At 68.3% G+C, this 26,538-nt stretch carries 24 protein-coding genes and 1 tRNA gene; 7 read left to right on the top strand and 18 right to left on the bottom strand.

Going from position 1 to position 26,538, the window contains the following annotated elements:
• Positions 1 to 100: 100 nt before the first annotated feature.
• From FSZ13_RS11835 to FSZ13_RS11820, 4 genes are all read right to left on the bottom strand, one after another.
• A tRNA-Leu gene (locus tag FSZ13_RS11835) sits at positions 101 to 185 on the bottom strand.
• Positions 186 to 250: 65 nt separating this feature from the next.
• Positions 251 to 694, bottom strand: a complete 444-nt coding sequence (gene secG / locus FSZ13_RS11830; protein ID WP_145479901.1) for a preprotein translocase subunit SecG — start codon at positions 692 to 694, stop codon at positions 251 to 253.
• A gap of 54 nt (positions 695 to 748) precedes the next feature.
• Positions 749 to 1,504, bottom strand: a complete 756-nt coding sequence (gene tpiA / locus FSZ13_RS11825; RefSeq protein ID WP_145479899.1) for a triose-phosphate isomerase — start codon at positions 1,502 to 1,504, stop codon at positions 749 to 751.
• Between the two features lie 471 nt (positions 1,505 to 1,975).
• A complete protein-coding gene (locus FSZ13_RS11820) occupies positions 1,976 to 2,911 on the bottom strand; it encodes an isopenicillin N synthase family dioxygenase (RefSeq protein ID WP_145479897.1) in 936 nt (311 codons plus the stop codon).
• A gap of 236 nt (positions 2,912 to 3,147) precedes the next feature.
• Here FSZ13_RS11820 and FSZ13_RS11815 point away from each other — a divergent pair, with 236 nt between their 5' ends.
• Genes FSZ13_RS11815 through FSZ13_RS11805 form a run of 3 tightly spaced genes read left to right on the top strand, consistent with a single transcriptional unit; the run spans position 3,148 to position 7,006 of the window.
• A complete protein-coding gene (locus tag FSZ13_RS11815; protein WP_260844165.1) occupies positions 3,148 to 4,980 on the top strand; it encodes a DUF3413 domain-containing protein in 1,833 nt (610 codons plus the stop codon).
• Between the two features lie 33 nt (positions 4,981 to 5,013).
• On the top strand, positions 5,014 to 6,165 hold the full coding sequence (locus FSZ13_RS11810) for a glycosyltransferase family 4 protein (protein WP_145479893.1): 1,152 nt from the start codon (positions 5,014 to 5,016) through the stop codon (positions 6,163 to 6,165).
• Entirely contained in the window at positions 6,152 to 7,006 is an 855-nt protein-coding gene (locus FSZ13_RS11805; protein ID WP_145479890.1) for a polysaccharide deacetylase family protein, read from the top strand. The genes FSZ13_RS11810 and FSZ13_RS11805 overlap by 14 nt, the downstream gene beginning before the upstream one ends.
• A 292-nt stretch (positions 7,007 to 7,298) precedes the next feature.
• On the opposite strand, the gene glmM is transcribed toward FSZ13_RS11805, so the two are convergent.
• From glmM to trpB, 5 genes are all read right to left on the bottom strand, one after another.
• Entirely contained in the window at positions 7,299 to 8,663 is a 1,365-nt protein-coding gene (glmM, locus tag FSZ13_RS11800) for a phosphoglucosamine mutase (RefSeq protein WP_145479888.1), read from the bottom strand.
• On the bottom strand, positions 8,663 to 9,541 hold the full coding sequence (accD, locus tag FSZ13_RS11795; RefSeq protein ID WP_145479886.1) for an acetyl-CoA carboxylase, carboxyltransferase subunit beta: 879 nt from the start codon (positions 9,539 to 9,541) through the stop codon (positions 8,663 to 8,665). Before accD ends, glmM begins: the two co-directional genes overlap by 1 nt.
• A 317-nt stretch (positions 9,542 to 9,858) precedes the next feature.
• Entirely contained in the window at positions 9,859 to 10,671 is an 813-nt protein-coding gene (gene trpA, locus FSZ13_RS11790) for a tryptophan synthase subunit alpha (RefSeq protein ID WP_145479884.1), read from the bottom strand.
• 1 nt (position 10,672) lies between these two features.
• A complete protein-coding gene (locus FSZ13_RS11785; protein ID WP_260844164.1) occupies positions 10,673 to 11,350 on the bottom strand; it encodes a hypothetical protein in 678 nt (225 codons plus the stop codon).
• Positions 11,347 to 12,573 carry a tryptophan synthase subunit beta gene (trpB, locus tag FSZ13_RS11780; RefSeq protein ID WP_145479882.1) on the bottom strand — a complete coding sequence of 409 codons (1,227 nt, stop codon included), beginning with the start codon at positions 12,571 to 12,573 and terminating at the stop codon, positions 11,347 to 11,349. The genes FSZ13_RS11785 and trpB overlap by 4 nt, the downstream gene beginning before the upstream one ends.
• 95 nt (positions 12,574 to 12,668) lie before the next feature.
• Between trpB and FSZ13_RS11775 the strand changes: the two genes are divergently transcribed.
• Positions 12,669 to 13,556 (top strand): LysR family transcriptional regulator, encoded by an 888-nt coding sequence (locus FSZ13_RS11775; RefSeq protein WP_145479880.1) that lies wholly within the window; start codon positions 12,669 to 12,671, stop codon positions 13,554 to 13,556.
• A gap of 49 nt (positions 13,557 to 13,605) precedes the next feature.
• Here the strand turns inward: FSZ13_RS11775 and FSZ13_RS11770 are convergent, their stop codons facing one another.
• The 7 genes from FSZ13_RS11770 to prmB all read right to left on the bottom strand — a co-directional run bounded on the left by FSZ13_RS11770 (position 13,606) and on the right by prmB (position 21,220).
• On the bottom strand, positions 13,606 to 14,262 hold the full coding sequence (locus FSZ13_RS11770; protein ID WP_145479878.1) for a phosphoribosylanthranilate isomerase: 657 nt from the start codon (positions 14,260 to 14,262) through the stop codon (positions 13,606 to 13,608).
• Entirely contained in the window at positions 14,259 to 15,032 is a 774-nt protein-coding gene (truA, locus tag FSZ13_RS11765) for a tRNA pseudouridine(38-40) synthase TruA (RefSeq protein ID WP_145479876.1), read from the bottom strand. The genes FSZ13_RS11770 and truA overlap by 4 nt, the downstream gene beginning before the upstream one ends.
• Positions 15,033 to 15,034: 2 nt before the next feature.
• The gene (locus FSZ13_RS11760) at positions 15,035 to 16,945 is read right to left on the bottom strand and encodes a FimV/HubP family polar landmark protein (protein WP_145479874.1); all 1,911 of its coding nucleotides are present in this window, start codon (positions 16,943 to 16,945) and stop codon (positions 15,035 to 15,037) included.
• Positions 16,946 to 17,034: 89 nt separating this feature from the next.
• A complete protein-coding gene (locus tag FSZ13_RS11755; RefSeq protein WP_145479872.1) occupies positions 17,035 to 18,060 on the bottom strand; it encodes an aspartate-semialdehyde dehydrogenase in 1,026 nt (341 codons plus the stop codon).
• 112 nt (positions 18,061 to 18,172) lie between these two features.
• Positions 18,173 to 19,198, bottom strand: a complete 1,026-nt coding sequence (locus FSZ13_RS11750; protein ID WP_145479870.1) for a 2-hydroxyacid dehydrogenase — start codon at positions 19,196 to 19,198, stop codon at positions 18,173 to 18,175.
• Positions 19,191 to 20,294: a chorismate synthase gene (gene aroC, locus FSZ13_RS11745; protein ID WP_145479868.1), complete on the bottom strand. Its 1,104-nt coding sequence runs from the start codon at positions 20,292 to 20,294 to the stop codon at positions 19,191 to 19,193. The genes FSZ13_RS11750 and aroC overlap by 8 nt, the downstream gene beginning before the upstream one ends.
• Entirely contained in the window at positions 20,291 to 21,220 is a 930-nt protein-coding gene (gene prmB / locus FSZ13_RS11740; RefSeq protein WP_145479865.1) for a 50S ribosomal protein L3 N(5)-glutamine methyltransferase, read from the bottom strand. The genes aroC and prmB overlap by 4 nt, the downstream gene beginning before the upstream one ends.
• A 129-nt stretch (positions 21,221 to 21,349) precedes the next feature.
• Between prmB and FSZ13_RS11735 the strand changes: the two genes are divergently transcribed.
• Together FSZ13_RS11735 and asd are read left to right on the top strand one after the other, a co-directional pair.
• Complete coding sequence (locus tag FSZ13_RS11735; protein ID WP_145479863.1) at positions 21,350 to 22,000, top strand: SCO family protein; 651 nt, start codon at positions 21,350 to 21,352, stop codon at positions 21,998 to 22,000.
• A complete protein-coding gene (gene asd, locus FSZ13_RS11730; protein ID WP_145479861.1) occupies positions 21,997 to 22,839 on the top strand; it encodes an archaetidylserine decarboxylase in 843 nt (280 codons plus the stop codon). Before FSZ13_RS11735 ends, asd begins: the two co-directional genes overlap by 4 nt.
• Before the next feature lie 67 nt (positions 22,840 to 22,906).
• On the opposite strand, the gene FSZ13_RS11725 is transcribed toward asd, so the two are convergent.
• Together FSZ13_RS11725 and FSZ13_RS11720 are read right to left on the bottom strand one after the other, a co-directional pair.
• Positions 22,907 to 23,269, bottom strand: coding sequence for a ribonuclease E inhibitor RraB (locus tag FSZ13_RS11725; RefSeq protein WP_145479859.1), 363 nt, complete (start codon positions 23,267 to 23,269; stop codon positions 22,907 to 22,909).
• 16 nt (positions 23,270 to 23,285) lie between these two features.
• Positions 23,286 to 24,896: a transglycosylase SLT domain-containing protein gene (locus FSZ13_RS11720; protein ID WP_145479857.1), complete on the bottom strand. Its 1,611-nt coding sequence runs from the start codon at positions 24,894 to 24,896 to the stop codon at positions 23,286 to 23,288.
• A 135-nt stretch (positions 24,897 to 25,031) separates the two neighbouring features.
• Here FSZ13_RS11720 and FSZ13_RS11715 point away from each other — a divergent pair, with 135 nt between their 5' ends.
• Positions 25,032 to 26,537 (top strand): helicase HerA-like domain-containing protein, encoded by a 1,506-nt coding sequence (locus FSZ13_RS11715; RefSeq protein ID WP_145479855.1) that lies wholly within the window; start codon positions 25,032 to 25,034, stop codon positions 26,535 to 26,537.
• Position 26,538: the final 1 nt, after the last annotated feature.

Here is a 26,538-nt window from a genome sequence, read left to right as displayed (position 1 = left end):
CTTGCCTCTGCCGCCACGCCTGCAGGCGTCTTGGCATGGGGGAGTGGACGGAAAACGTTACTGGCGCTTTGCGCGCCAGACGAACCCGCTTACAAACAAATGGTGCCCAAGAGGGGACTCGAACCCCTACGACCTAAGTCGCTACCACCTCAAGGTAGTGCGTCTACCAATTCCGCCACCTGGGCTTACGTGTCGCGCTGGAGGGATTTCCTACCGGACTCCTCCAACGCGCCGCATATTGTAACCGTCTTCAGCGAGTCTGGGAGCCTTCCGAAGGCTTTTCTTCACCAGATTTCGGCGTTTCCGCCTGAGCCGGCACAGCGGCCGGCGGAACCGGCTGCGGCGCAGCGGCTTCGGGGGCCTTCGGCACGGCCGGCAGTTCGCCGGCGGGGACGGCCGGGGCCGTGGCTGCCGCCGGGGCCGACATCACGCCGAGATCCTGCTGTGCCATCGGGCGCGCACCATGGGTGGCGTACCAGGCCATGAACAGACTGATGCCGAAGAACACCACGGCCAGCCACTTGGTCGACTTGGACAGGAAGTTGGACGCGCCGCGCGCGCCGAACACCGTGCCCGAGGCACCGGCGCCGAACCCCGACCCTGCGGCCGCGCCGGAACCACGCTGCATCAGGATGAGCGCGATCATGGCAATCGCCACCAGCACATAGACCACATTGAGGATCAACATCAGCATTTCGAATCCGTCCTCGGACATGTCGTGCCGGCCCGGGGCCGGCAACATTTCTTGTTAATGCCCGGCCGCCGCATGGGCGATGGCCAGGAAATCCGCGGCCACCAGCGAGGCGCCGCCCACCAGCCCACCATCGACATCGGGCTGTGCGAACAGCTCCCCGGCGTTGTCGGGCTTCACGCTGCCGCCGTACAGGATCGGCAACGAATCGGCGATTCTAGCATCCCACTTGGCCACTTCGCCACGGATGAACGCATGGACCTGCTGGGCCTGGTCCTTGCTGGCGGTCCGGCCGGTGCCGATCGCCCAGACCGGCTCGTAGGCGACCACGGCGTTCTGGAAGCCGGCCGCGCCGACCAGGTCGAGCACGGGGGCGAGCTGGCTGGCGATGACCTGCTCGGTCTGGCCGGCTTCGCGCTGCTCCAGGGTTTCGCCCACGCACAGCACCGGCACCAGGCCGGCGTGCACGGCGGCGGCGAACTTGCGCGCGACCAGCTCGCTGCTCTCGTTGTGGTACTGGCGGCGCTCGGAGTGGCCGACCAGGCCATAGCGGGCGCCGACGTCGGCCAGCATGGCAGCGCAGACTTCGCCGGTATAGGCGCCCTTCTCATTGGAGCTGACGTCCTGCGACCCGAAAGCGACAGCGTGGCCCTGGAAGTCATCGACCAGTTCCCCCAGGTACGGCAGCGGCGGCAGGATGACGACCTCCACTCCTTCCTTCGGGAGACTGGCGACGATATCGCGGACCAGGTCGGTCGCGAATTGGCGGCTGCCGTGCAGCTTCCAGTTACCGGCGACGATCTTGCGGCGCATGGGCGGGCTCCTTTGGGTATCAGCCGGCAATGATACCGGATGTAACGAATCCGCGTTTCCCGAAAACGCTTACATTTCAAATGGATATTGCCAGAGCCAGAGCCAGAGCAGATCAAGGTTGCCGGCTCGTATGGGTTGCGGGGCCGGGGCGCACGCATTAGAGCGGTAAGGCGTACCGACCAACGGTCGGCACCTACCGAAACGATCGATCACCCATTGGTAGGCCACGACCGTTGGTCGTGGCGCTGTTTCCGTCCGGCATCGATCTACCTTCGGGGGCGAGGGCCGGTATGCCCCGCAGCGACTGTCAAAAACATGGATGTTTTTGACAAGCCCCCATGGACGGGTTCACGGCGTGTCGCGGAGGGGCATACCGGCCCTCGCCCCAGCCGATAGGAACGAACAGCCAGGCTGTTCGCGCCAACAAACAACCGACCAATAAAAAGGCCACCTCGCGGTGGCCTTCAACAATCACTTCAGCTTGATCTCACGCAGTCGCTCTTCCAGGAACCCATGGGCGGTGATGGGCTCCGGGTAGCGGCTCGGGTTTTCCGGGGTGATGCAGGTCGGCAGCACGTCGATCAGGAAATCCGGGTTCGGGTGCAGGAAGAACGGCACCGAGTAGCGCGGCTGGCGGGCCTGCTCGCCCGGGGGGTTGACCACGCGGTGGATGGTCGACGGGTACACGTGGTTGGTCAGGCGCTGCAGCATGTCGCCGATGTTGACCACGATGGTGTCCGCGTCAGACGTGAACGGCACCCACTTGCCCTCGTGCGACTGCACTTCCAGGCCCGCCGCACTGGCGCCGACCAGCAGGGTGATGAAGTTGATGTCGCCGTGCGCGCCCGCGCGCACGTTCGGAATGTCGTCCGCGGTGATCGGCGGGTAGTGGATCGGGCGCAGGATCGAATTGCCGTTGTTGGTCTTGTCGGCGAAGAAGTCGATCGGCAGGCCGATGTGCAGCGCCAGCGCCGACAGCACCCGCGAACCCAGCTGGTCCAGTGCCTGGAACAGGCCATAGCCCTTCTCACGGAAACCCGGCACCTCGGTTGGCCACAGGTTCGGTGCCATCACCTCGCGGTACTTCGAATCGTCCGGGATCTCACGGCCGATGTGCCAGAACTCCTTCAGGTCGAAATGCTTGGAGCCCTTCGCCGTTTCCACGCCGAACGGCGTGTAGCCGCGCGCACCGCCGGTGCCCGGCAGGTGGTACTGGCGCTTGGTCTCCTCCGGCAGCGCGAAGAAGGCCTTGAAGACCTCGTAAGCCCCATCGATGTCCGCCTGCGGAATACCGTGGTTGCGGATGCCCGCGAAACCCCATTCGCGGTAGGCCGCGCCCAGCTCGGCGACGAAGGCGTCGCGGTCACTGTCGAAGCGGGTGATGTCGAGGGTGGGGATCTGGCTCACAGCGGTTCCTGGCGTATTCGGAGTAGGGATGCAGGGCCATGACGGTGGCCCGGCTGAACATTGTGCCAGATCGGACAATAGGCGCCGACGATACATTGATACAAACCGATACAATGCGCCCACCCCTTCGCCATGTCGCGACCGGGGAGGCACAGGACGCCGCCGCCGCCACGTCTTCCGATCCACTCTTCCGCGCCTGACCCTGCATGGACGTATCGCATTCCCCTGACCCGCTCATGCCCACGCGCTGGACGCGTCTGGCGTGGCTGAGCCTGTTCACCACCCTCAACGCCTGCGTCGCCGTCGCCATTGCACTGGGCAATGCCCCCCTGCACGACAACCCCGGCGGTGCGCTGGGACTGGGCTACCTGGCGGTCGCCCTGCCCGGCCATTTCCTTGCCTTCGGCGCCCTGGTGTCGCTGCTGCCACTCGCCGTCGGCCTGTGGCCGCGCTCACCGCGCCCATTGGTGGCCAGCGCGGTCCTGCTGCAGGGCCTGTGGCTGTGCCTGCTGCTGGTCGATGCCAAGGTGTTCGCGCTGTACCGCTTCCACCTCAATGCCATGGTGCTGAACATGGTGTTCGGCGGCGCGCTGCAGGACCAGGTCGCGCTGTCCTGGCAGAGCTGGCTGCAGTCGCTCGGCGTCCTGGCCGCGGTAGCCGCCGCCGAGGGGCTGCTGGCGTGGGCGTGCTGGAAACTGCTGCCCGACCGCGCCCGGCGCCGCCCCGTGCTGCTGGCCTGGGCCGCCGGATTGCTGCTGATGGCGACCGGCCAGGTCGGCACCGCTTACTACGACGCCGTGGGCGAACGCGCGGTTACCGGCCAATGGGCCTACCTGCCCTGGGCCCAGCCGATCACCGCCAAGCGCCACATGCACCGCCTCGGCGTGCGCAGCGCTCCACAGGCCACCCTGCCCGACCCGCGGCACAGCCAGCTGCAGTACCCGTTGCATCCGCTGCGCTGCCAGAGCCATACCCGCCCCAACGTGCTGGTGGTGGTGCTGGAATCGCTGCGGCATGACGCGCTGGATGCCGACACCATGCCCGCCACCTGGGCGCTGGCCCGGCAGTCGGAACGCTTCGACCAGCACTACAGCAGCGGCAACGCCACCCGCTATGGCCTGTTCGGGCTGCTGTATGGCCTGCCCGGCGGGTACTGGCCGAGCATGCTCAGCGAACAGCGCGGCTCGATCCTGTTCGACGTGCTGCAGCAGCAGGGTTACGCCCTGCACCTGTACGGCAGCGCCCCGCTGTACAGCCCCGAGTTCGACCGCACCGTGTTCGCGCAGGTCCGCGAACAGCTGCATACCGCCCCGTCGTCGCTGCCGGTCGCCGCACGCGACCGCCACATCGTCGATGCACTGCGCGCCGACATCCGCGGCACCGGCGAACGTCCGTGGTTCGGCATGGTGTTCCTGGACAGCACGCACGCGCCCTACCACCTGCCACCGGACTACCCGGCGCTGGCCACGCCCATGGCCGACAGCGTGAATTTCCTGGCCTTCGACGACGACCACGACCCCACGCCCGAGCGCAACCGCTACCGCACCGCCGTGCACTACGCCGACGCGCTGGTCGGCGAGTTGCTGGCGACCCTGCGCGACAGTGGCCAGGCCGACAACACCATCGTGCTGGTAACCGGCGACCATGCCGAGGAATTCAACGACCTCGGACTGAACTACTGGGGCCACAACGGCAACTTCTCCGACTACCAGATGCAGGTGCCCTTCGTACTGCATTGGCCCGATCGCGCGCCGGCCGCGCATGCCGGCGCCAGCAGCCACGAAGACTGGGTGCCCACCCTGATGCGCTACGGCCTGGGCTGCGAGAACCCGCTGGCCGATTTCAGCACCGGCCAGGACCTGTTCGACGCCGGGCGCCCGGCCCGTCCCCTGCTGGTGGAAAGCTGGTCGCAGCGCGGCATCCGCCAGGGCGACCGCACCTTCGTGTTCGACAAGTTCGGCAACGCCACCACCCTGGATGCGCACTACCTGCCCCTGGCCGGGCAGCCGCCGGACCCGGCCGCGGTACGCACCGCCTGGAAGGCGTTGACCCACTTCCGCAAGCAATGACGTTGACTGTCCGAGACCCCTGGAACGTTCATGATGAACAAGCCGCTCAAGATCCTGCATACCGAAGCCGCCAAGGGATTTGGTGGGCAGGAGATCTATATCTACCGCCACATGCTGGCCATGCGCGACCGCGGCCACGACGTGTCGCTGCTGTGCCAGCCCGGCGCGCGCCTGGGCGAGATGGCGCGCGAAGCCGGCTTCACCGTGCATGCCTTGAAAATGGGTGGACTGTTGCGACTACTGCGCGGGATCTGGTGGGTGTCGCGCCTGGTCCGGCGCCACACCTATGACGTGGTGAACACCACCAGCCGCCGTGACGCGCTGATCGCCGCCGCCGGCGCGCGCCTGGGTGGCGCGCCGCTGGTGGTGCGCTCCCGGCACCTGATGAGCCCGGTCAATTCCCTGCTCACCTACACCGGCCTGCCGCACCGCGTGCTCACCGTGAGCAGCTTCGTCAAACAGCTACTGGTCCATCGCGGTATTGCCGACACGCACATCGGCATCGTGCCGCCGATCGCGGTGCCGCCGCAGTGGTCGCAGGCGGGCAGCGACGACGCCTGGCAGTGCCTGCAGGACACTCGCGCCGAGGTGCGCCGCGAGTTGGGCTTCAACGACGCGCAGACCGTGGTCGGCTGCGTGGCAGTGCTGCGCGAGGCCAAGGGCCACGCCGACCTGTTGCGGGCCATCGCCCCCCTCTGCCGGCAGCACCCGGAACTGCAGCTGGTGATCGTCGGCGACGGCAAGCCGGTGATGGAGCGGTTGACGGCGCTGCGCGAGGAACTGGGCATTGCCGCGCAGGTGCACCTGCTCGGCTACCGGCTGGGCGCCTGCCGGTTGATGACCGCATTCGATGTGTTCGCACTGGCCACGCACAAGGAAGCCGCCGGCACGGTGTTCCTGGAAGCGGCGTACGTGGGCGTCCCGATCGTGGCCACGCGGGTGGGCGGCGTGCCGGAAATGCTGGTGGAAGGCAGCAATGCATTGCTGGCCCCGCTCGGCGACCCGGCCGCGCTGACCGATGCGCTGCGGGCGCTGGTGGAAGACCCCGAACGCCGCAGGCAGATGGGCCGGGCCGGCTGGGACTGGATGCGCAGCGCGCACCGCTTCACCCCCACCGGCCACACCGAAGCCACCGAGTACTATTACCACCAGTGGTTGAAGGAACTGGGCCATGGCCAACGCTAGATCCGTACCGGTGCTGATGCACCACCATGTATCGCCCTCGCCGGGCATGATCACGGTGTCGCCGGAAAACTTCGAAAGCCAGATCGCGTGGCTGGCCGACAACGGCTGGACGTCGCTGACGCTGGCGCAGTACGCCGACTTCCTGGCAGGCAAACCGGTGCCGCGGAAGTCCATCGTGATCACCTTCGACGACGGCTACCTGGACAACTGGGTCTACGCGCACCCGATCCTGCAGAAGTACGGCATGCACGCGGTGGTGTTCGTGGTCACCGGCTGGATGGGCGAAGGTCCGCTGCGCCCGCATGCCGGGCAGCCCGGCGCGGCGCTGCCGGCCACGCCGGACCACCGCGGCTGCGAAGACGCGATCCTGCGTGAGAACCGCCACGATGACGTGATGATGCGCTGGAGCGAAGCGCGCGCGATGATCGAGGCCGGCACGTTCGAAGTGCATTGCCACACCCATACCCACACGCGCTGGATGAAGCAGGACATCAGCCGCGAGCAGAAGTGCGACGGCATCGCCGGCGACCTGGAAATGGCCCGTGCGGTGCTGCAGCAGCAGCTGGGCGAGGTCTCCGACACACTGTGCTGGCCCTACGGCGATTTCGATGAGGATTACCTGCCCATCGCGCGCGCGCACGGATTCCGTTACCTGCACACCACGCATCCGTTCGGGCGCAACGTGGTGGGTGGCGATCCGGAGCACATCTATCGTTTCGCGATCCGCAACCGCCCCGCCAGCTGGCTGCGCAAACGCATCGCCTGGAGCTACCACCCGTTGATCGCACCGGTGTTCAACCGTTTCAAGGCCAGGCAGAAAAACATGGTGGCGGGACCGTGATCCGGAAAGCGCTTCCCTGTTCAAGGGTCATGCGTTAAAGGGCCGATCCGCGGTATCGGCAGTCGTTCGGGAACCGACCCTACCGCTTCGACCAACTTTCGGGGGCGGCCGGCGGGTAACCCCCGTAGGGACTGTCAAAAACATGGATGTTTTTGACAAGCCCCCATTGAAGGGTTCACGGCGTGTCCCGGAGCGGGGTTGCCCGTCGGCCGCCCCAGCTCGTAGTAGTGAATCGCTGCTCTGCGCGCGATATCCACCCAACCAAAAAACCCGGCCGAAGCCGGGTTTTTCATCATGCCGCTGCTGCCTTCACCGCGGCGGAGAGGCTGTCCAGCGTGCCCTGCATCAACTCGGCCGTGTCTGCCTCCACCGTGACCCGCACGACGGGCTCGGTGCCGGACGGGCGCAGGAACGCGCGGCCGTGGCCCTTCACCGCCTGCTGCGCGTCGGCCAGTGCCGACTGCACGCCAGCGGACTGCACGATTGCCTTGGCCGAGACATCGCCCAGGCGTACGTTGACGGTCTTCTGCGGCACCTTGGTCACGTCCGACAGCGCCGTGCGCAGCGACACGCCGTCGCGCCTCAGCACTTCCAGCACCTGCAGCGCACTGACGATGGCATCGCCGGTGGTCGCCCGGTCCAGGCACAGCAGATGCCCGGACGCCTCGCCCCCCAGCACGCCGCCGCCTTCCACCAGCGCCTGGTGCACGTAGCGGTCACCGACGTTGCTGCGCACGAACGGCAGGCCCAGGCGTTCCAGCGCCTGCTCCAGCCCGAAATTGGTCATCAGCGTGCCGACCACCGGTCCGCGCAGGCGGCCGCTCTTCTGCCACGCCGCGGCAAGCACGTACAGCAGGTCATCGCCATCGACCGGGTTGCCCTGGTCGTCGGCCATCAACACGCGGTCGCCGTCGCCGTCGAACGCGATGCCCAGGTCCGCGCCGACCTCGCGCACTTTCGCAGCGAGGTTGTCGATGTGCATCGACCCGACACCGTCGTTGATGTTCACGCCATTGGGCTCGGCGCCGATGGCCACCACGTCCGCGCCCAGCTCGCGGAACAGCAACGGTGCGATGTGATAGGTCGCGCCATGCGCGCAGTCGAGCACGATCTTCAAGCCGCGCAGGTCGAATCCTCGCGGTACGCTGGCCTTGCAGAACTCGATGTAGCGGCCCACCGCATCACGTGCGCGTGCCGCCTTGCCGAGACGGTCCGAATCGACCGTGGTGAAGTCGGTGTCCAGCGCCGCTTCCAGTGCCAGCTCGGTCGCGTCGTCGAGCTTTTCGCCATCGGCGGAGAAGAACTTGATGCCGTTGTCGTAGTGCGGATTGTGCGAGGCACTGATCACGATGCCGGCATCGGCACCCAGCGTGCGGGTCAGGAAGGCCACCGCCGGCGTGGGCATCGGTCCCAGCAGCTGCACGTCGGCACCGGCCGCGACCAGCCCGGCTTCCAGCGCCGCTTCGAACATGTAGCCGGAAATCCGCGTGTCCTTGCCGATCACCACCACCGGGCGCTGGCCCGGGGCATGTTTGCCGCGCGCGGTCAGCACCCGACCCAGCGCGTTGCCCAGGCGCAGCACGAAATCGGCCGAAATGACCCCCTGCCCGACCCGGCCGCGAATGCCGTCGGTGCCGAAATAACGACGCGCGGCCATCAGGCGGCGGCGTCCGGCGCGGACTGGCGGCCGAGCATGGCCAGCAGTTCGGCAAGGCGGTCGCGCAGTTCGCGGCGATCGCAGATCTGGTCGATGGCGCCGTGTTCGAGCAGGAACTCCGAACGCTGGAAGCCTTCCGGCAGCTTCTCGCGCACCGTCTGTTCGATCACGCGCGGACCGGCGAAGCCGATCAGCGCCTGCGGCTCGGCGATGTTGATGTCGCCCAGCATCGCGAACGAGGCCGACACGCCGCCGGTGGTCGGATGGGTCAGTACCGAGATGTACGGCAGGCCGGCGTCGCGCAGGCGGCCCAGCGCGGCCGAGGTCTTGGCCATCTGCATCAGCGAGAACAGGCCTTCCTGCATGCGCGCACCGCCGCTGGCGGAGAAGCACACGTACGGGGCGCCGATTTCCAGCGCCTTTTCAGCAGCCAGCGAGAAACGTTCGCCCACCACCGAGCCCATCGACCCGCCCATGAAGGCGAAGTCGAAGGCCGACGCGACCAGCGGCCGGCCCTTGAGCAGGCCCTGCATCGCAATCAGCGCGTCGTACTCGCCGGTGTTCTTCTGCGAGGCCTTGATGCGCTCGCTGTATTTCTTCTGGTCCTTGAACTTGAGCAGGTCGGTCGGTCCCAGCCGCGCGGCGATTTCGGTGGTGCTGTCGGCGTCGAACAGCGCCGCCAGGCGCGCGCGCGCGCGGATGGCCATGTGGTGGCCACACTTGGGGCAGACTTCCAGGTTCTCTTCCAGTTCCGGACCGTAAAGCGCGCTGCCGCAGCTGCTGCACTTTTCCCACAGGCCCTCGGGGACGCTGCGCTTCTTGCTGGGGACGTTGTCGGTGCGGATGCCCGACGGCATCAACTTGGTGAGCCAACTCATGCGGGATGACACTTCCGTTCAGGGCGGCCCGGAGGCCGCAAAGGCGGACAGTCTAGCTCACCCGTTCCATGGCCGGGACCCCCTGCCGACGCAGTAAACGTGGCGTGAAAACCATGCTGCCCCGTACGTTGCGACGGTTCCCGCCAAGCGCCGGTGCGGTGCGCCGCCGCCCGACCAACGGTCGGGCGCTACCGGAAATGGAGCGCACTGGTAGGTGCCGACCGTTGGTCGGCACAGCGCATCGACGGGTTCGGCCGGTGCCGACCGTTGGTCGGCCCATCACCCGGTAGGTGCCGACCGTTGGTCGGCACACGCCGTCAGCCGCGATCAAGTGCCTCGCGCAGGGGCTGCAGGAACCCGCGCGCCACGCGGGCCGCCGTCGCCGCGTCTTCCGCCTCACCCAGTGCCGCGACCAGCGCGCTGCCCACCACCACGCCGTCAGCTTCCCGTGCCATCGCCGCCGCGCTCTGCGCGTCCTTGATCCCGAAGCCCGCCACCACCGGTACCTGCGAGCGGCCGCGCAGGTCGCGCAGGCGCTCACCGGCGGCGTTGCTGTCCAGCCGCTCGGAGGCGCCGGTGACGCCGGCGAAGCTCACGTAATACAGGTACCCGCGCGCCATCGACGCCAGCAGGTCCAGGCGGGTGTCGGCGGTGGTCGGCGACGCCAGCAGGATCAGCGCCAGCCCGGCCGCGTTGAAGATCGCCAGGGTTTCTTCGGCCTCTTCCGGCGGCAGGTCGACCAGCAGCACGCCGTCCACGCCGGCGGCGATGGCCGCGTCGGCGAAGCGCGCGGTGCCGTGGATCTCCACTGGATTCAGGTAGCCCATCAGCACCACCGGGGTGGTGGTGTCCTGGCTGCGGAAGGTTTTCACCGTGTCCAGCACGTATCGCAGCCCGGCGCCACGCGCCAGCGCACGCTCGGAGCTGCGCTGGATGGTCGGGCCATCGGCCATCGGATCGGAAAACGGCACCCCCAGTTCGATCACGTCGGCACCGGCGGCGGCCAATGCGTGCATGACCGGCACGGTGGCCTCCAGCCCCGGATCGCCGGCAGTGATGAACGGGATCAGCGCCTTGCGGCGGCTGGCGCGCAGGCGGGAAAAACAGGCATCGATACGGTCAACAGCCATCTCAGGCACATCCTTCAATCAGTTCAACGGCGCCGCTGGCGCCCCAGTAAAGCTTCGTTATCTCACCGCCGAAAATCTCCAGCCGGATCGCCAGGTCCGAGCCGGGATCCTGCCAGGTCACGTATTCGCCGACCTCCGGATCGTAGGCATGCGGCCTGCTCGTGCTGCCTGGAGGCAGCAGGGCCAGCGCCTGCGCGCGCGACATGCCCAGGCGCAGCCCGAACGGCCCCGGCTGGGCGATGGCGTCGTACGAGCCGTCAATCGGGTCAAGGTCGAAACGCTGCACGTGATCGTCCTCGACCATCATCGACACGCCCTCGGGCAGGCTGCCGCGCTCGTAGTATTCGCACGCGCCCTTGCCCAGGCCGTCGCCCAGCCCGGCCGAATGCCAGGCGTCGGTGGCATCGGTTGCGCTGAAGCGCTGCCCTACCAGCACGTCGCCGGCATGATCGAGCGCGACCGTGACCACCGCAGGCGCGTCCTCATCGGCACTGTCCGCCTGCGGCGCGTCGTCAAACGGCCGCTGGACGTCGGCATCGTCATTGCCGGCCGCCGCCTTGGCCGGTGCGACCGCAGCCGGCGCTGCCGCAGGTGCCAGTACCGGAGGATCCGGCGGCGTGCAACCGGCCAGCCCCACCCCCATCAGCAGCGCACATCCCTGGCGCAGCGTTGGATTCACAGCACCAGGCCTTCGCGCGCGGCGATGGTGTGCACGTCCTTGTCGCCGCGACCGGACAGGTTGCACAGCACCAGCTTGTCGCGCGGCAGGTCGCGCGCGATCTTGATCGCCTGCGCCACCGCGTGGCTGGATTCCAGCGCGGCCAGGATGCCTTCGCTGTGCGCCAGCTGGTGGAAGGCCGCCAGCGCTTCCTCGTCGGTGACGCCCACGTACTCGGCGCGGCCGGAGTCGGCCAGGAACGCGTGCTCGGGGCCAACGCCGGGATAATCCAGGCCGGCGGACACCGAGTGGGTTTCAATGATCTGGCCGTCGTCGTCGCAGATCACATAGGTGCGGTTGCCGTGCAGCACACCGGGCCGACCGGCGGCGATGGACGCGGCATGGCGACCGGTATCGATGCCGTCGCCGGCCGCCTCGGCACCGACGATGCGCACGTCGCGGTCGTTGAGGAAGGCGTGGAACAGGCCGATGGCGTTGCTGCCACCGCCGACGCAGGCGGTTATCGCATCGGGCAGGCGGCCGTAATCGGTGAGCATCTGCGCGCGCGCTTCGCGGCCGACGATGGCGTTGAAGTCACGCACCATGCGCGGGTACGGATCGGGGCCGGCGACGGTGCCGATGATGTAGAAGGTATCGCGCACGTTGGTGACCCAGTCGCGCATGGCTTCGTTGAGCGCGTCCTTGAGCGTGGCCGAACCGGAGGTCACCGGCACCACCGTCGCGCCGAGCAGCTTCATGCGGTAGACGTTGATCTTCTGCCGCTCGATGTCGGTGGCGCCCATGTACACCACACACTCCAGGCCCAGTCGCGCGGCCACGGTGGCGCTGGCCACGCCATGCTGGCCGGCACCGGTCTCGGCGATGATGCGTTTCTTGCCCATGCGCGCGGCCAGCAGCGCCTGGCCGATGGTGTTGTTGATCTTGTGCGCGCCGGTGTGGTTCAGGTCTTCGCGCTTGAGCAGGATCTGCGCGCCGCCGACCTGCTGGCTGAGCCGTTCGGCGTGGTAGATCGGGCTGGGACGGCCCACGTAATGGGTCAGGTCCTTGTCGTAGGCAGCGATGAAGGCCGGATCCCGGCGCGCCTGATCATAGGCCGCCGCCAGCTCCTGCAGCGGACCGATCAGCGTCTCGGCAACGAAACTGCCGCCGTAGCGGCCGAAATGGCCGTTGGCATCCGGGTAGGCGTGGAAATCGGCGATGGGGGATGCAGGGGTTGCGGACATGACGCGACAGCCGTTGGAGACAGGCTGACAATCTAGCGCACATGTCCGGGCCGGAATATCGATATTATCTGCAACGACCCGTCAGGAAAACTCACATGAGCCAGGTGCCGCTGCCGCCCTTGAACGCCCTGCGCAGCTTCGAGGCCACCGCCCGCCTGGGTGGGGTCGGCCGGGCCGCCGAGGCCCTGCACGTGACCCACGGGGCGATCAGCCGGCAGCTGCGGCTGCTGGAAGAGCACCTGGGCGTGGCCCTGTTCGAGCGCGCCGGTCGCGGGCTGCGCCTGACCGCAGCGGGCCAGCAGCTGCAGGCCGCCTGCGCGGGTGCGTTCGCGCAGATCCGCGACGCTGTCGATACCCTGCAGCGGCGGCAGCGCCCGGACGCGCTGGTGCTGGGCTGCAGCGGCAGCATCCTGGCCCGCTGGATGATTCCGCGCCTGCCGGCGCTGCAGGCCGACCTGCCGCGGTTGCCATTGCACTGGTCGGCGCAGGACGGCAGTTTCACCGAGCAGCAGCAGGCCCTGGACGCGGTGCTGCTGCTGGCGCAGCCGCCATGGCCACGAGGCTGGCAGGTGCGTGAACTGGCGCCGGAACGGGTCGGGGTAGTGGTCAGTCCGCAGCATCCGGCGGCCGCGCGCCTTCGACACCAGCCACCGGGCGCCCTGCTGCGCGAGCCGCTGCTGCACACCACTTCACGCCCGCAGGCGTGGCCGGCGTGGGCGCAGGCGCATGGGCTGGATCCGGCGCTGCTGCAGCTGGGCACCGGGTTCGATCACCTTTACTACCTGCTGGAAGCGGCGGTGGCCGGGCTGGGCGTGGCGATCGCGCCGGAGCCGCTGGTGGCGGATGAACTGGCCGCAGGCCGGCTGCTGGCACCATGGGGATTTGGCGCGACCGGGGGGTTCTGGGTGCTGGCGATGCCAGAGGGCGAGCCGGATGCGCGGGTGGACGCACTGGGCAATTGGCTGGCGGAAACGCTGCGGTAATGTCTCCCGACCAACGGTCGGGAGCTACCGCCGATGGAGCCCGTTGGGCTCAATCGGCTTCGTGGCAATCGGCGCGGCGGACTTCTTCCACGAACTTGCGCATCTTGTAGCCGTCCTTGATGCCCGGCTCGGTTTCGATGCCGCTGGAGACGTCCACGCCCCACGGCAGAGTGGCGACGATGGCATCGAACACGTTGTCCGGGGTGATCCCGCCGGCGAGCAGGAACGGACGGTGCAGGCCGGTTGGCAGGCGCGTCCAGTCGAACGCCACGCCGGTGCCGCCGCCACCGCCGGGGGCGTGGCTGTCGAACAGGAAGCCGGCGGCGCTGGGGTAACGCAGCTGCAGCTGGCGCGCGTTGACCTCTTCGCGACCGCCCATGGCGACCGCCTTCAGATACGGCATGTTGAAGCTGCGGCAGAACGACTCGTCCTCGTCACCGTGGAACTGCAGCAGGGTCGGACGCACGGTGCGCAGCACCTCGCGCACCTCTTCCTTGCTGTTGTCGCGGAACAGCGCGACCACGTCGACCATAGGGGCAATGGCCTGGCGCATGGCCCGCGCTTCGGCCGGGGCTACCCGGCGCCGGCTTTCGCGGGCGAAGATGAAGCCCACCGCGTCCACGCCCAGTTCGCCGGCCAGGCGCACGTCGCCGGCGCGGGTCATGCCGCAGAACTTGATGCGGGTGCGGTAGAAGGAGCGGCTCATAGGGTGACCTCGGCAGGAAGATGCCAGTTGTCGGGATACAACGGGCCAACGAATACCAGTCCCTGCGGCGGCGCGGTGGGTCCGGCCACGGTGCGGTCCTGGCCAGCCAGCAGTTCGGCCATCCACGACACCGGCTTTTCCCCACTGCCGATCAGGATCAGTGAACCGACGATATTGCGCACCATGTGATGAAGGAATGCATTGGCCTGAACGCAGACCTCGATGATCTCGCCCTGGCGGGTCACGCTGATCGCCTGCAGGTCGCGCCGGGCATGCAGCGCTTCGCACTGTACGCTGCGGAAGGCACTGAAGTCGTTTTCGCCGAGCAGGGCCTGCCCCGCTTCGTGCATGCGCGCCGCATCCAGCGGCCGCCGTTCCCAGCTCAGGCTCTGCCGGTACAGCGCCGGGCGGATGGCGCGGTTGAGCAGGCGGTAGCGGTAGCGGCGCGCGCGCGCGGAGAAACGCGCATGGAAGTCGTCGGCCACCGGTACGCACCAGCGCACCGCGATCGAGCGCGGTGCCCGTGTGGTGGTGCCCAGGGTCCAGCTGCGCGGGTCGCGCACCACGTCGGTGTCGAAATGCACCACCTGGCACTCGCCGTGCACACCGGCGTCGGTGCGCCCGGCGCAGACCACCTGGATCGGTGCATCGGCGATCGACGACAGCGCGTCCTGCAGGCTCGCCTGTACGCTGGGGCAGCCGCTTTCACCGAGCTGCTGCCAGCCCTTGTACTCGCTGCCGTCGTACTCCACTCCCAGGGCGTAACGCATGCTCAGCCGAGCCGGGCCAGCAGTTCACGGGCCTGCAGCTGGCTGTGCATGTCGCCGGCCTGGGCCACTTCCAGCAGCAGGGTGCGCGCCGTGTCGGCATCGCCCAGGTCCAGGTAGGCGATGGCCAGTTCGAGGCGGTCGCGGCCCGGCGCACCGACCGGGGCGGCCAGCGCATCGGGCGCCGGCGCTGGCGCCGGTTCTGCGACGTCGGCATCGGTGCTGTCTTCCGGGAACTCGAACACGCCGCGGTAGGACGGCTGTGCGGCGGCTTCCCATGCATGCGGCGGAACGACGGCCTCGGCGCCGGGTTCGGCGACCGGGTCGACCGGGTCGGGCGTCTCGATCGGGTCGGCAACGCCCTGGCCCGGCGCGGGTTCGAGGCTGAACACCGGCTCGCGACGACCGGGCGCGGGATCGTCTTCGGCGGCCAGGACGTAGTCCGGGGCGTCGCGCAGATCCAACGCGTCGTCCTCGACGTCGCGCTGTGCCGCCAGTTCGTCCACGTAGTCCGCTGCGGGAACCGCCGCTGCCAGGCTGGCCGCGTCCAGGCCCTCGCGGCGCAGCGGCGGCAGCGGCGAGGGCTTGCGCCGACGCGACACCGCCCAGCCGACCACCACCAGCAGCAGCACCGCCAGGCCCAGCCAGGCCCAGCCACCGCCGCCGCCTTCGCGTGCGGCCGGCGCCTCGGCCAGGCGCTGCTGCGCGGCGGCCAGATCGGTGTCCTTCATCGCGATCAGCGAGGCCTGCTGCTGCTTGAGTTTTTCCAGTTCGGCCACGCGGTTGCGCAGCTCCTGGATTTCGGCATCGCGGGTGGCCACGTCTTCCTTGGCCTGGCGCAGTTGTTCGTTGCCCAGCATGTCACCCTCGCTGCCGGCGGCGGTGCCGGTGGTTGTACCTGCATTGTCATCGGTGGCGGCCACCGCCGGCGCGATCTCCAGCCGGCCCCCGGCGGCCGGGGCGCTGGCCGCGGGCGCTGCGCTGGCGGTGCTGGACGGCGCGGCGGCGGCACCGCTGCTGGCCGGCTGCGGAATGGCCGAGCGGGCCTGGCGCCACTGCGCGGCGTGCTCGCGCACCATGGCCGCGGCCTGGGCGGGGTCGATCGGGGTGTCGGTGCCCGGGGTGCGGAGCACCGCCCCCTGCTTGAGCAGGTTGAGGTTGCCGCGGATGAAGGCCTCGGGGTTGGCGCGCAGCAGCGCGATCATCGCCTGGTCGCGGCTGATGCCCTGCTCGCGGGCCACGCTGCCGGCGATCTGCGACAGGGTCTGGCCGCGCTGCACGGTAATGCTGCCGTCGGCGGCAACCGTGGCGGCCGCCGGTGCTGCGGCGGCTCGCGCCGGCGCTGCGGCGCGCGCCGGTGCCGGGCGCTCGGGCGCGGGCGCGGGTTCGGCGGCAGCCACCGGCGCCGGCGCCTGCATGGCGGCCGCTTCGCGTGCGATGGCATTGGACATGGCCCCGGCCGGCGCGACGATCTCCGGTTCGGCCACGGCCAGCGCACTGTCGGGCGCATCGACCAGCGCCGAGTATTCGCGGACCAGGCGGCCCTGGCCCCAGTCGGCTTCGACCAGGAAGTTCAGCGACGCCGTGGTAACGGGGGCCTGCGACGTGACCCGCACCACGGCACGGCCGTTGCTGTCGCGGGAGAGTTCGAACTGCAGTTCGCTGACCAGCCCGGTCGGGCGCTCCAGCCCGACCCGGGCGAAGGTGACCGGCGAGGCCAGCGCCACGCGCAGGTTTTCCAGTTCGGACGGGTCGGCGGAAATGACCGGGATTTCAGCCAGCAGCGGCTGGCCGGGCTTGGACAGCACCCGGATGTCGCCGAGGCCGAGGGCCATGGCGGAGCTGCTGGCCAGGGCCAGCAGCAGGGTCGACGCATACTTGAGCGGGCGCAACGCGCCCGTAACCCGGTTCTTCATGGCAGGCAATATAGCGATTCCCGACCAATCCAGCCACGCAGCATTTCAGCCACGCAGGGCGTGGCGCCATGCACGCGCGCAGGCATCGCTCAACCTTCGGCGGCGACCAGCTCGGCCAGCTGCACCGCGTTGAGCGCTGCACCCTTGCGGATGTTGTCCGACACGATCCACAGGTTCAGGCCGCGCGGGTGCGACAGATCCTCACGGATGCGCCCCACGTACACCGCATCGGTGCCCGAGGCATGGGTCACCGGGGTCGGGTACCCACCCGCTTCATGCCGGTCGACCACTTCCACGCCCGGCGAACGCGACAGCAGCTCGCGCGCCGCATCCGGGGTGACCTTGTCGCGGGTTTCGATGCTGACCGCTTCGGAGTGCCCGTAGAAAACCGGCACGCGCACGGCGGTGGGGTTCACCAGGATGCTGTCGTCGCCGAGGATCTTGCGGGTTTCCCAGACCAGCTTCATTTCTTCCTTGGTGAAGCCGTTGTCCTGGAAGTCGTCGATGTGCGGGATCAGGTTGAAGGCGATCTGTACCGGGAAGCGCTGCGGGTCGATGTCCTGGAAGCTGAGCAGCTGGCCGGTCTGCTTGCCCAGCTCTTCCAGTGCCGAGCGACCGCCGCCGGATACCGACTGGTAGGTGGCCACGTTGATGCGCTGGATGCCGTACTGGCGATGCAGCGGAGCCAGCGCGACCAGCATCTGCATGGTCGAGCAGTTCGGATTGGCGATGATGCCGCGCGGGCGGTTCTTCAGCGCTTCGGGGTTCACTTCGGAGACCACCAGCGGCACGTCGTCGTCGTAGCGGAAGGCCGAGGAGTTGTCGATCACCACCGCGCCGGCGGCGGCGAACTTCGGGCCATATTCCTTGGACACGCTGCCGCCTGCGGAGAACAGCGCGATGTCCACGCCGCTCGGGTCGAACGTGGCCAGGTCCTGGACCTTGACCTTGTTGCCTTCGAATTCAATCTCGCCGCCCGCCGAACGCGAGGACGCGAGCAGGCTGAGCGTGGCGATCGGGAAATTGCGCTCGGCCAGGATGGCCAGCATGGTTTCGCCGACGGCGCCGGTGGCACCGACGACTGCGACGTGGAAGCGACGATCTTGATTGCTCATGGGAACCTCTTCAACCGTGATGGGGAGTACCGACCAACGGTCGGTACCAACCGGAATATTCGGGAACGCGGATTGGGCTCGGGGAACCTCGCGCAACAGGCGCGGAGATTCCCTATCGTTTTGCGTCGTCGATTTTTTTGGCGGCCACGGCGTCGGCGTTGATGGCGCTGGGCGGGTTGCCGGCATGCGCGCCCAGGCCGAGCGCGGCCAGCAGGTTGTCCACCGCCAGCTGCACCATGGCGCGGCGGGTGGCCAGGCTGGCGCTGCCGATATGCGGGGTCAGCACGATGTTGCGCAGGGCCAGCAGCTCGGGGCGCACGCTCGGCTCGCCCTCGAATACGTCCAGCCCGGCGGCCGCCAGCCGGCCGTTCGCCAGTGCATCGGCGAGCGCCGCTTCGTCGACGATGCCGCCACGGGCGATGTTCACCAGGGTCGCGGTGGGCTTCATTTTCGCCAGTGCGGCGGCGTCGATGATGTGGTGCGAGGCCGCGCTGTAGGGCAGCACCAGCACCAGGTGGTCGGCCTGGGCGAGCAGCGTGTCCAGGTCGACGTACTGCGCGCCGACTTCGGCTTCGGTCGCCTCGGGCAGGCGCGAACGGTTGTGGTAGAGCACGCGCATGCCGAACCCCAGCGCACCACGGCGGGCGATGCCCTGGCCGATGCGGCCCATGCCGAGGATGCCCAGCGTGCTGCCATGGATGTCGGCGCCCAGCATGGTCTGGAACGACCATTGCCCCCACTGCCCCTCGCGCAGCCAGCGCTCGGCTTCGGTGATCCGCCGCGCGGTCGCCATCAGCAGCGCAAAGCCCAGGTCGGCGGTGGTTTCGGTCAGCACGTCCGGGGTGTTGCTGGCCAGGATGCCGGCCGCGCTCAGCGCGCCGATGTCCAGGTTGTTGTAACCCACGCCGACATTGGCAATCGCGCGCAGCTGCGGCGCGTTGGCGATCTCGGCCGCGCCGATGCGTTCGTTGAGGGTGATCAGCGCGCCATCGACCTGGGCCAGCTGTTCGGCCAGCATCACGGGCGTATAGCGGGTCACCTCGCGGGTCATCGCGAGCTCGACATGCTGCCCGAGCTGTTCGATCACATCATCGAACAGGGGTTGGCTGACCCAGACGCGCGGGCGCATGTCAGCCATCGATGGATCCGGGGATGCGCGGCGTGATTTCGCCCACGTCACCGCACTGGGCGCGGTGGCGCAGCGCCTGGTCCATCAACACCAGCGCCATCATCGCTTCGGCGATGGGGGTGGCGCGGATGCCTACGCACGGGTCGTGGCGACCGGTGGTGATCACATCGACCGCAGCACCGCTGGCGTCCACCGTCGCACCCGGCAGGCGCAGGCTCGAGGTGGGCTTGAGCACGATCGAGGCAGTGACCTGCTGACCGGTGGAGATGCCGCCGAGGATGCCGCCGGCATGGTTGCTGGCGAAGCCTTCAGGGGTGATCAGGTCACGGTGTTCGGTGCCCTTCTGCGCGGCGCTGGCAAAGCCGTCGCCGATCTCCACGCCCTTGACCGCGTTGATGCTCATCAACGCCGAGGCGAGTTCGCCATCGAGCTTGCCGTAGATCGGCTCACCCCAGCCCGGGGGCACGCCATCGGCCACCACGTTGACGCGCGCGCCGACCGAATCGCCGGACTTGCGCAGCGCGTCCATGTAGCTTTCCAGCGCGGGGACCTGTTCGGCCACCGGCCAGAAGAACGGGTTGTCTTCCACCGCCGACCAGTCATGGCCGGTCGGGGTGATCTCGCCCAGCTGCGACAGGTAACCGCGCACGGTCACCCCGAAGCGCTGCAGCAGCCACTTCTTCGCAATTACGCCGGCGGCCACGCGCATGGTGGTTTCGCGCGCGGACGAGCGCCCGCCACCGCGCGGGTCGCGGATGCCGTACTTCTGCCAGTAACTGTAGTCGGCATGACCCGGGCGGAATTGCTGGGCGATGTTGCTGTAATCTTTGCTGCGCTGGTCGGTGTTGCGGATCAGCAGCGCGATCGGCGTACCGGTGGTGCGCCCTTCGTACACGCCCGACAGGATCTCGACCTCGTCGGCCTCGCGCCGCGCCGAGGTATGCCGGCTCTTGCCGGTGGCGCGGCGCTGCAGGTCGTGGGCGAATTCGTCGGCACTGATCTCCAGCCCCGGCGGGCAGCCGTCGATCACGCAGCCGATCGCCGGACCGTGCGATTCGCCGAAGGTGGTGACCGAAAGCAGCTTGCCGAAGGTATTGGAACTCACGGCCGCTGCGCTGCCAGTTCGGTGATGCGGGCGCTGTGGGCGATCAGCTCGCGGCACTCGACCGCGAAGATGCCCATCTGGCCGACCTTGAATTCGACCCACGCAAAATCGACTTCCGGCAGCAGCTTGATCAGATGCTGTTCGGATTCGCCCACTTCGCAGATCAGCAGGCCGTCTTCGCTCAGGTGCAGCGGGGCGTCGCGCAGGATCTTCAGCACCAGGTCCAGGCCGTCGTCGCCGGCACGCAGGCCCATTTCGGGCTCGTACGAGTATTCCTGCGGCAGCGCGTCGGTTTCGTCGTTGGTGACGTACGGCGGGTTGGTCACGATCAGGTCGTAGTGCCGGCCGGTAAGGCCATTGAACAGGTCCGACTTGAGCAGGGTAACGTTGTGCGCCTGCAGGCGTTCCTTGTTCTCTTCAGCCAGCGACAGGGCCTCATCGCTCAGGTCCACGCCGTCCACTTCCCAGTTCGGGTAGTAGTGGCCCATGGCGATGGCGATGCAGCCCGAACCGGTGCACAGGTCCAGCGCGCGGTGTACGTCACGGCCGGCCAGCCACGGTTCGAAGCCGGTTTCGATCAGCTCGGCGATCGGCGAACGCGGCACCAGGGCGCGGCGGTCGCTCTTGAAGCTCAGCCCGGCGAACCAGGCCTCACCGGTCAGGTAGGCGGCCGGCAGGCGCTCGCTGATGCGGCGCTCGAACAGGGCCAGCACCTCGGCCTTCTCCGACCCGAGGACGCGCGCGGCGCCGTAGGCCGGCCCCAGGTCGTGCGGCAGGTGCAAAGCGTGCAGGACCAGCTGGGTGGCTTCGTCCAGGGCGTTGTCGTAGCTGTGCCCGAAGGTCAGCCCGGCGGCGTTGAAACGGCTGGTGCCGTAGCGGATCAGGTCGATGATCGTATGGAGTTCGGCGGCCGTTTCGGCGGTCATGGCAGGGCAACAGACAAAGTGGCCCCAGATTATAGGCGCTGCGGCGCAGCACGGCATCCGTTGCAGTCGAAACGGTGCGGCCGGCGCCCCATCCCCTATCATGGTGGCCCCCTTCGGGAACGGGCTTACATGTTCAATCGCAATGTCGGCATCATCCTGCTCATCGCGCTGGCCGCCGGGCTCGGCCTGGTCGTCGCCCAGAAAGTGTTCGGCCCCACCACGGCAGGCACCCGCCCGGCCACGGAGTCGATCACCTTCTACCCGCAGCCGCGCCCGCTGCCGGACTTCAACCTGGCCCAGTCCGACGGCACCCGGCTGATTCCCGGCGAGCTCAAGGGTCACTGGACCCTGGTGTTCCTGGGCTTCCTGGCCTGCCCCGACATCTGCCCGACCACCCTGGCCGACCTCGCCCAGGCCCAGAAGCAGTGGGAAGCCCAGCCGGAAACGCTGCGGCCCCGGCTGGTGTTCGTGTCGGTGGACCCGGAACGCGACACCCCTGCGCGGCTCGGCGAGTACGTGCACGCCTTCCACAAGGACACCCTGGCCGCCACCGCCGACGTCCCCTCGCTGGAACGCTTCGCCACCGCGCTGGGCTTCGTGTTCCAGAAGGTGCCGGGCAAGGACTTCGAGGAAAACCCCCAGGATTACACCCTGGAACACTCAGCCGGCCTGGCCGTGCTGGACCCGGACGGCAGGCTGGCCGGCCTGGTCCGCCCTCCCTTCAATGCGCAGGCCATCGCCCGCGACCTGAACCTGTTGACCGAGAAATCCGCGCCATGAGCCTGACCACCACGCTGAGCTACGTCCTGCCCCACCGCCTGCTGTCGTCGATGGCACGGCGCCTGGCGTATTCCAGCAACCCGCGGATCTCGCGCTGGCTGATCGACACGGTGACCGAAAAGTTCGGGGTCAACCTGGCCGAGGCCGCCAATCCGGACCCGCGCAGCTATCCCACCTTCAACCAGTTCTTCACCCGCGCGCTCAAGCCGGGCGCGCGCGTGCCCGATGCCGGCGCGCGCACCCTGGTGATGCCGGCCGACGGGCGCATCAGCCAGCTCGGCGCGATCGAGGATGGGCGCATCTTCCAGGCCAAGGGCCAGTCGTTCACCGCAGCCGAGCTGCTCGGTGATGCCGCCGATGCCGAAGTGTTCCACCACGGCCTGTTCGCCACGGTGTATCTGTCGCCGAAGGACTACCACCGCGTGCACATGCCGTGGACCGGCACCCTGCGCGAAACCGTGCACGTGCCAGGCCGGCTGTTCAGCGTGGGCCCGGCTGCGGTCAACAACGTGCCAGGGCTGTTCGCCCGCAACGAGCGCCTGGTCTGTCATTTCGACACCGATTTCGGTCCGATGGTGCAGGTGATGGTCGGCGCGCTGCTGGTGTCGGGCGTGGAGACGGTGTGGGGTGGGGAAGAGATCCCGGCCTATGGCGATACGATCACCCGCAAGGATTACCGCGGCAAGGGCATCACCCTGGAACGGTTTGCCGAGATGGCGCGCTTCAATTACGGCTCGACGGTGATCGTGCTGCTGCCGCCGGGCGTGGCCGATTTCGCCCCGCACCTCGACGCCGAACATGCCGTGCAGCTCGGCCAGGCATTGGCCACCCTTCGTTGAGAAGCGGACACGCATGGCGTGTCCCTGCGCAATGAAAAACGCCCCGCTTTCGCGGGGCGTCTTGTTTTCATTCGTTACCCGGGTCGTGTGCAAACTCGACGGGCCCAACGTCCATCCCGTCGTAATCCTCCACCCCGTTCGCCTTGGCCAGCGCCTGCAGCTCCTGGTTGCGCGCATCCAGCGATGCTTCGCTGTGCACCTCCACCCGCTCCACGTGCAGCACGTGGTACGGCGGCTCATCCGGTTCCAGCTCCGGTTCGAACACCTCGACCACGGTATAGCCCTGCCCTTCCAGCACCTTGGCCAGGTCGTGCAGCGGCGCCTCGGTGGTGTTGACGAAGAAATAGCCCCAGACCAGCTCGCCGTTGAGATCCCAGTCGGTGTTTTCGCGGATGTTGGCGAACATCTCGTTGATTTCGGTCATTTCCATCGGTCGTCCTCGGAGTTTATTTACCGCAGCCCTGCAGTTTGAGCGACTGGCCCTGGCGCAGCGCATACGCCGGTGCCTTCAAGCCGTTGGCCCTGGCCAGCTCGCGCACGTCGCAGTCGAACTTGTCGGCGATCCGGCCGAGCGTTTCGCCCTTGCCGACCTTGTGGGTCTTCGCCGCCTTTGGCTTGGCCTTGGCGGCAGGCACGGCCACCGGCGCGACCGGGGCGGTCGGCACCGGGGCGCTGGACTGCACGCCGGCCATCGGCACCACGCTGCCGACCGCGACGTTACCGGTGTAGCTGGCGGCTGCGGGTCGCACGATGGCGGCATTGAGGTCGGCGGTGATCAGCGTGCGCGCCAGGTCGGCACGCGGGCCGCTGACGCAGTAGCGGTTGTACAGGCCGGCAATGCGGGTGGTGGCATTGATGATCGTGCCCGCCGGAATCCAGCCGTCGGCTTCGTAGCGCGGGTTGAGGTTGCGCAGCGCGCGCATGTAGCCATCCCGCGTGCCGGTGCTGCCCAGGCAGATGGTCAGCTCGTAGATGGTGGTGGACTTGGCCAGGCGGATCGTGGCCGGCTGCGCACTGACCTTGGGGAAGTCCACGCCGTACTGCTGCGGGTGCAGGTAGATCCACGCCGCGGCGATCACCATCGGCACGTAGTCCTTGGTTTCGGCCGGGAACTGGTTGTAGACGTTGTCCACCCAGAAGCTCTGCCCCACATTCTGCCGATACACACGCCCGGCCCGGCCTTCGCCGCCGTTGTAGCCGGCCAGCGACAGTTCCACGTTGTTGTTGAGTTCGCGCATGCGCTCGTTGAGGTAGCTGGCACTGGCTTCGGCCGCACTGCGTGCATCGAAGCGGGTGTCGAAGCCGGTGCCGTCCGGGCCCAGCCCGAAACGGCGCCCGGTGGCCGGCATGAACTGCATCAAGCCGGCGGCGCCGGCGCGCGAAGAGGCGTGCACGCGGCCGTTGGACTCCTTGGCCATGATCCCGAACAGCAGCGCCTCAGGCAGGCCGCGCTTTTCCCATTCCGGCCACATCACCGCGCGCAGGGTCTGGTAGTTCTCGTAGGTATTCATCAGCGCCGGCCGCATGTCGGTCAGCCAGCGGCGGATGCCGGCCTGCACCGCCGGGTTGTATTCGACCATGTTGTCGAAGGCGTGGCGCTTGTCGTTGAGCAGTGCCGCTGCGCGGGCCGCTTCGGGCACGTCGGCGGCCAGCGGGCCCAGGTGGTCCGGGTCGGCTTCGAGCAGGCCGCCATCGCTGGCGATGCCCTCGCTGTCGTCGGCATCACGGGCGTCGGTGTTGGTCTTCAGCAGCCGCTTGTAGGTGACCAGCAGGTTGCTGACCTGGCAGCCCTTCTGCACCACGCAGGCGCTGATCACGTCCTCCATGTCCTCCAGCGCGGCGTCGCTTTCGTTCTTGCCCTTGGGGTCGGCGTTGTTGACCAGCACCAGCGCGTCGGCGTAGCGCTTCTCGGCGGCGGCCATGCGCTGCTCCAGCACCTCGATCTTCGCCTTGTCGCGCGCCGAGACGCGCTGGGCGTGCGCATCGGGCACGAACGACAGCAGGGGAAACAGCGCCAACAACGGCCAAGCACGGGAAAGCAGGACAGGAACGGGCATTTTTGGCACTGTGGGCGAAAGACAGGGCAGAGTAGCCGTGCCGCTTGCATCGGGGCAACCCGGTCTGCCCGCCGCTGCCTGCCGACGTTTAGAATCCTGCCCATTCACATAGCCCGTCCACAGAGCGAGTTGACCATGGATCCGATCCTGCTCGGCAGAGGCACCACCGACGACATCCCCGTGACCCTGCTGCCCGCGCTGGGCAACCGCCACGGCCTGGTGGCCGGCGCCACCGGCACCGGCAAGACGGTTACCCTGATGACCCTGGCCGAAGGCTTCTCGCGCATCGGCGTGCCGGTGTTCCTGGCCGATGTGAAGGGCGATGTCTCCGGCCTGGCCGTACCGGGCGCGGGCAGCGAGGCGCTGGTGCAGCGCGCGAAGGAGATCGGCGTGGCCGATTACGCGCCGGCCGGCAGCCCGACCGTGTTCTGGGACCTGTACGGCAAGCTCGGCCACCCGGTGCGGACCACGGTCAGCGAAATGGGCCCGACCCTGCTCGCCCGCATCCTGGAACTCAACGACACCCAGGCCGGCGTGCTGGACATCGTGTTCAAGCTGGCCGACGACCGTGGCCTGCTGCTGCTGGACCTGGACGACCTGCGCGCCCTGCTCGGCCTGGTCGCCGACGAGCGCAAGGACATCTCCACCGAATACGGACTGGTCAGCGCGCAGACCGTGGCCGCAATCCAGCGTGCCCTGCTGCGCCTGTCGCAGGACGGCGGCGAAGCCTTCTTCGGCGAGCCGGCACTGGAACTGGCCGACCTGATGCGGGTCAACCATGACGGGCGCGGGGTGATCGGCATCCTGGCCGCCGACCAGCTGGTGCTCAAACCGCGCCTGTACTCGACCTTCCTGCTGTGGTTGCTGTCGGAGCTGTTCGAAACCCTGCCCGAGGTGGGTGACCTGGAGAAGCCGAAGCTGGTCTTCATCTTCGACGAAGCGCACCTGCTGTTCGACGATGCGCCGGCCGCGCTGGTGCAGCGCATCGAGCAGGTGGTGCGGCTGATCCGCTCCAAGGGCGTGGGCGTGTATTTCTGCTCGCAGTTCCCCGACGACGTGCCGGCCAACATCCTGGGTCAGCTGGGCAACCGCGTGCAGCACGCGCTGCGCGCGTTCACCCCGCGCGACCAGAAGGCGGTGAAGATCGCCGCTGAAACCTTCGTGCCCAATCCGAAGCTGGACGTGGTGGCGGCGCTGTCGCAGCTGGGTACCGGCGAGGCGCTGGTCTCCACCCTGCAGGACAAGGGCATTCCCTCGCCGGTGCAGCAGACCCGGATCGCCCCGCCCCGCTGCCGGATGGGCGCCATCACCGAGCCCGAACGCGCCCAGGTGCGCGCCGGCAGCCCGGTCGGAACCCGCTACGACACGGCGGTGAACCGGGAGTCGGCGGCCGAGCTGCTGGCCCAGCGTGCGGCCAAGGCGGTGGAGCAGGCCGATGCGCCCAAGGCCCGCACGCGCGAGCAGGACGAGCAGCAGGAAGGCGGGTTCGGGCAGTCGATCAAGGACGCGATCTTCGGCACCAAGCGCCGCCAGGGCATGATCGAAACCATGGCCAAGCAGACCACCCGCACGGTGGGCACCAAGCTGGGCAACCAGATCGTGCGCGGCATCCTGGGTGGCATTTTCGGCGGCAAGCGCTGAC

The organism is Stenotrophomonas rhizophila, from assembly GCF_007667275.1.
Taxonomy (GTDB): domain Bacteria; phylum Pseudomonadota; class Gammaproteobacteria; order Xanthomonadales; family Xanthomonadaceae; genus Stenotrophomonas; species Stenotrophomonas maltophilia_AE.
The sequence above is the reverse complement of the archived record's forward strand: the minus strand, read 5'-3'. Positions and strand labels throughout refer to the sequence as shown.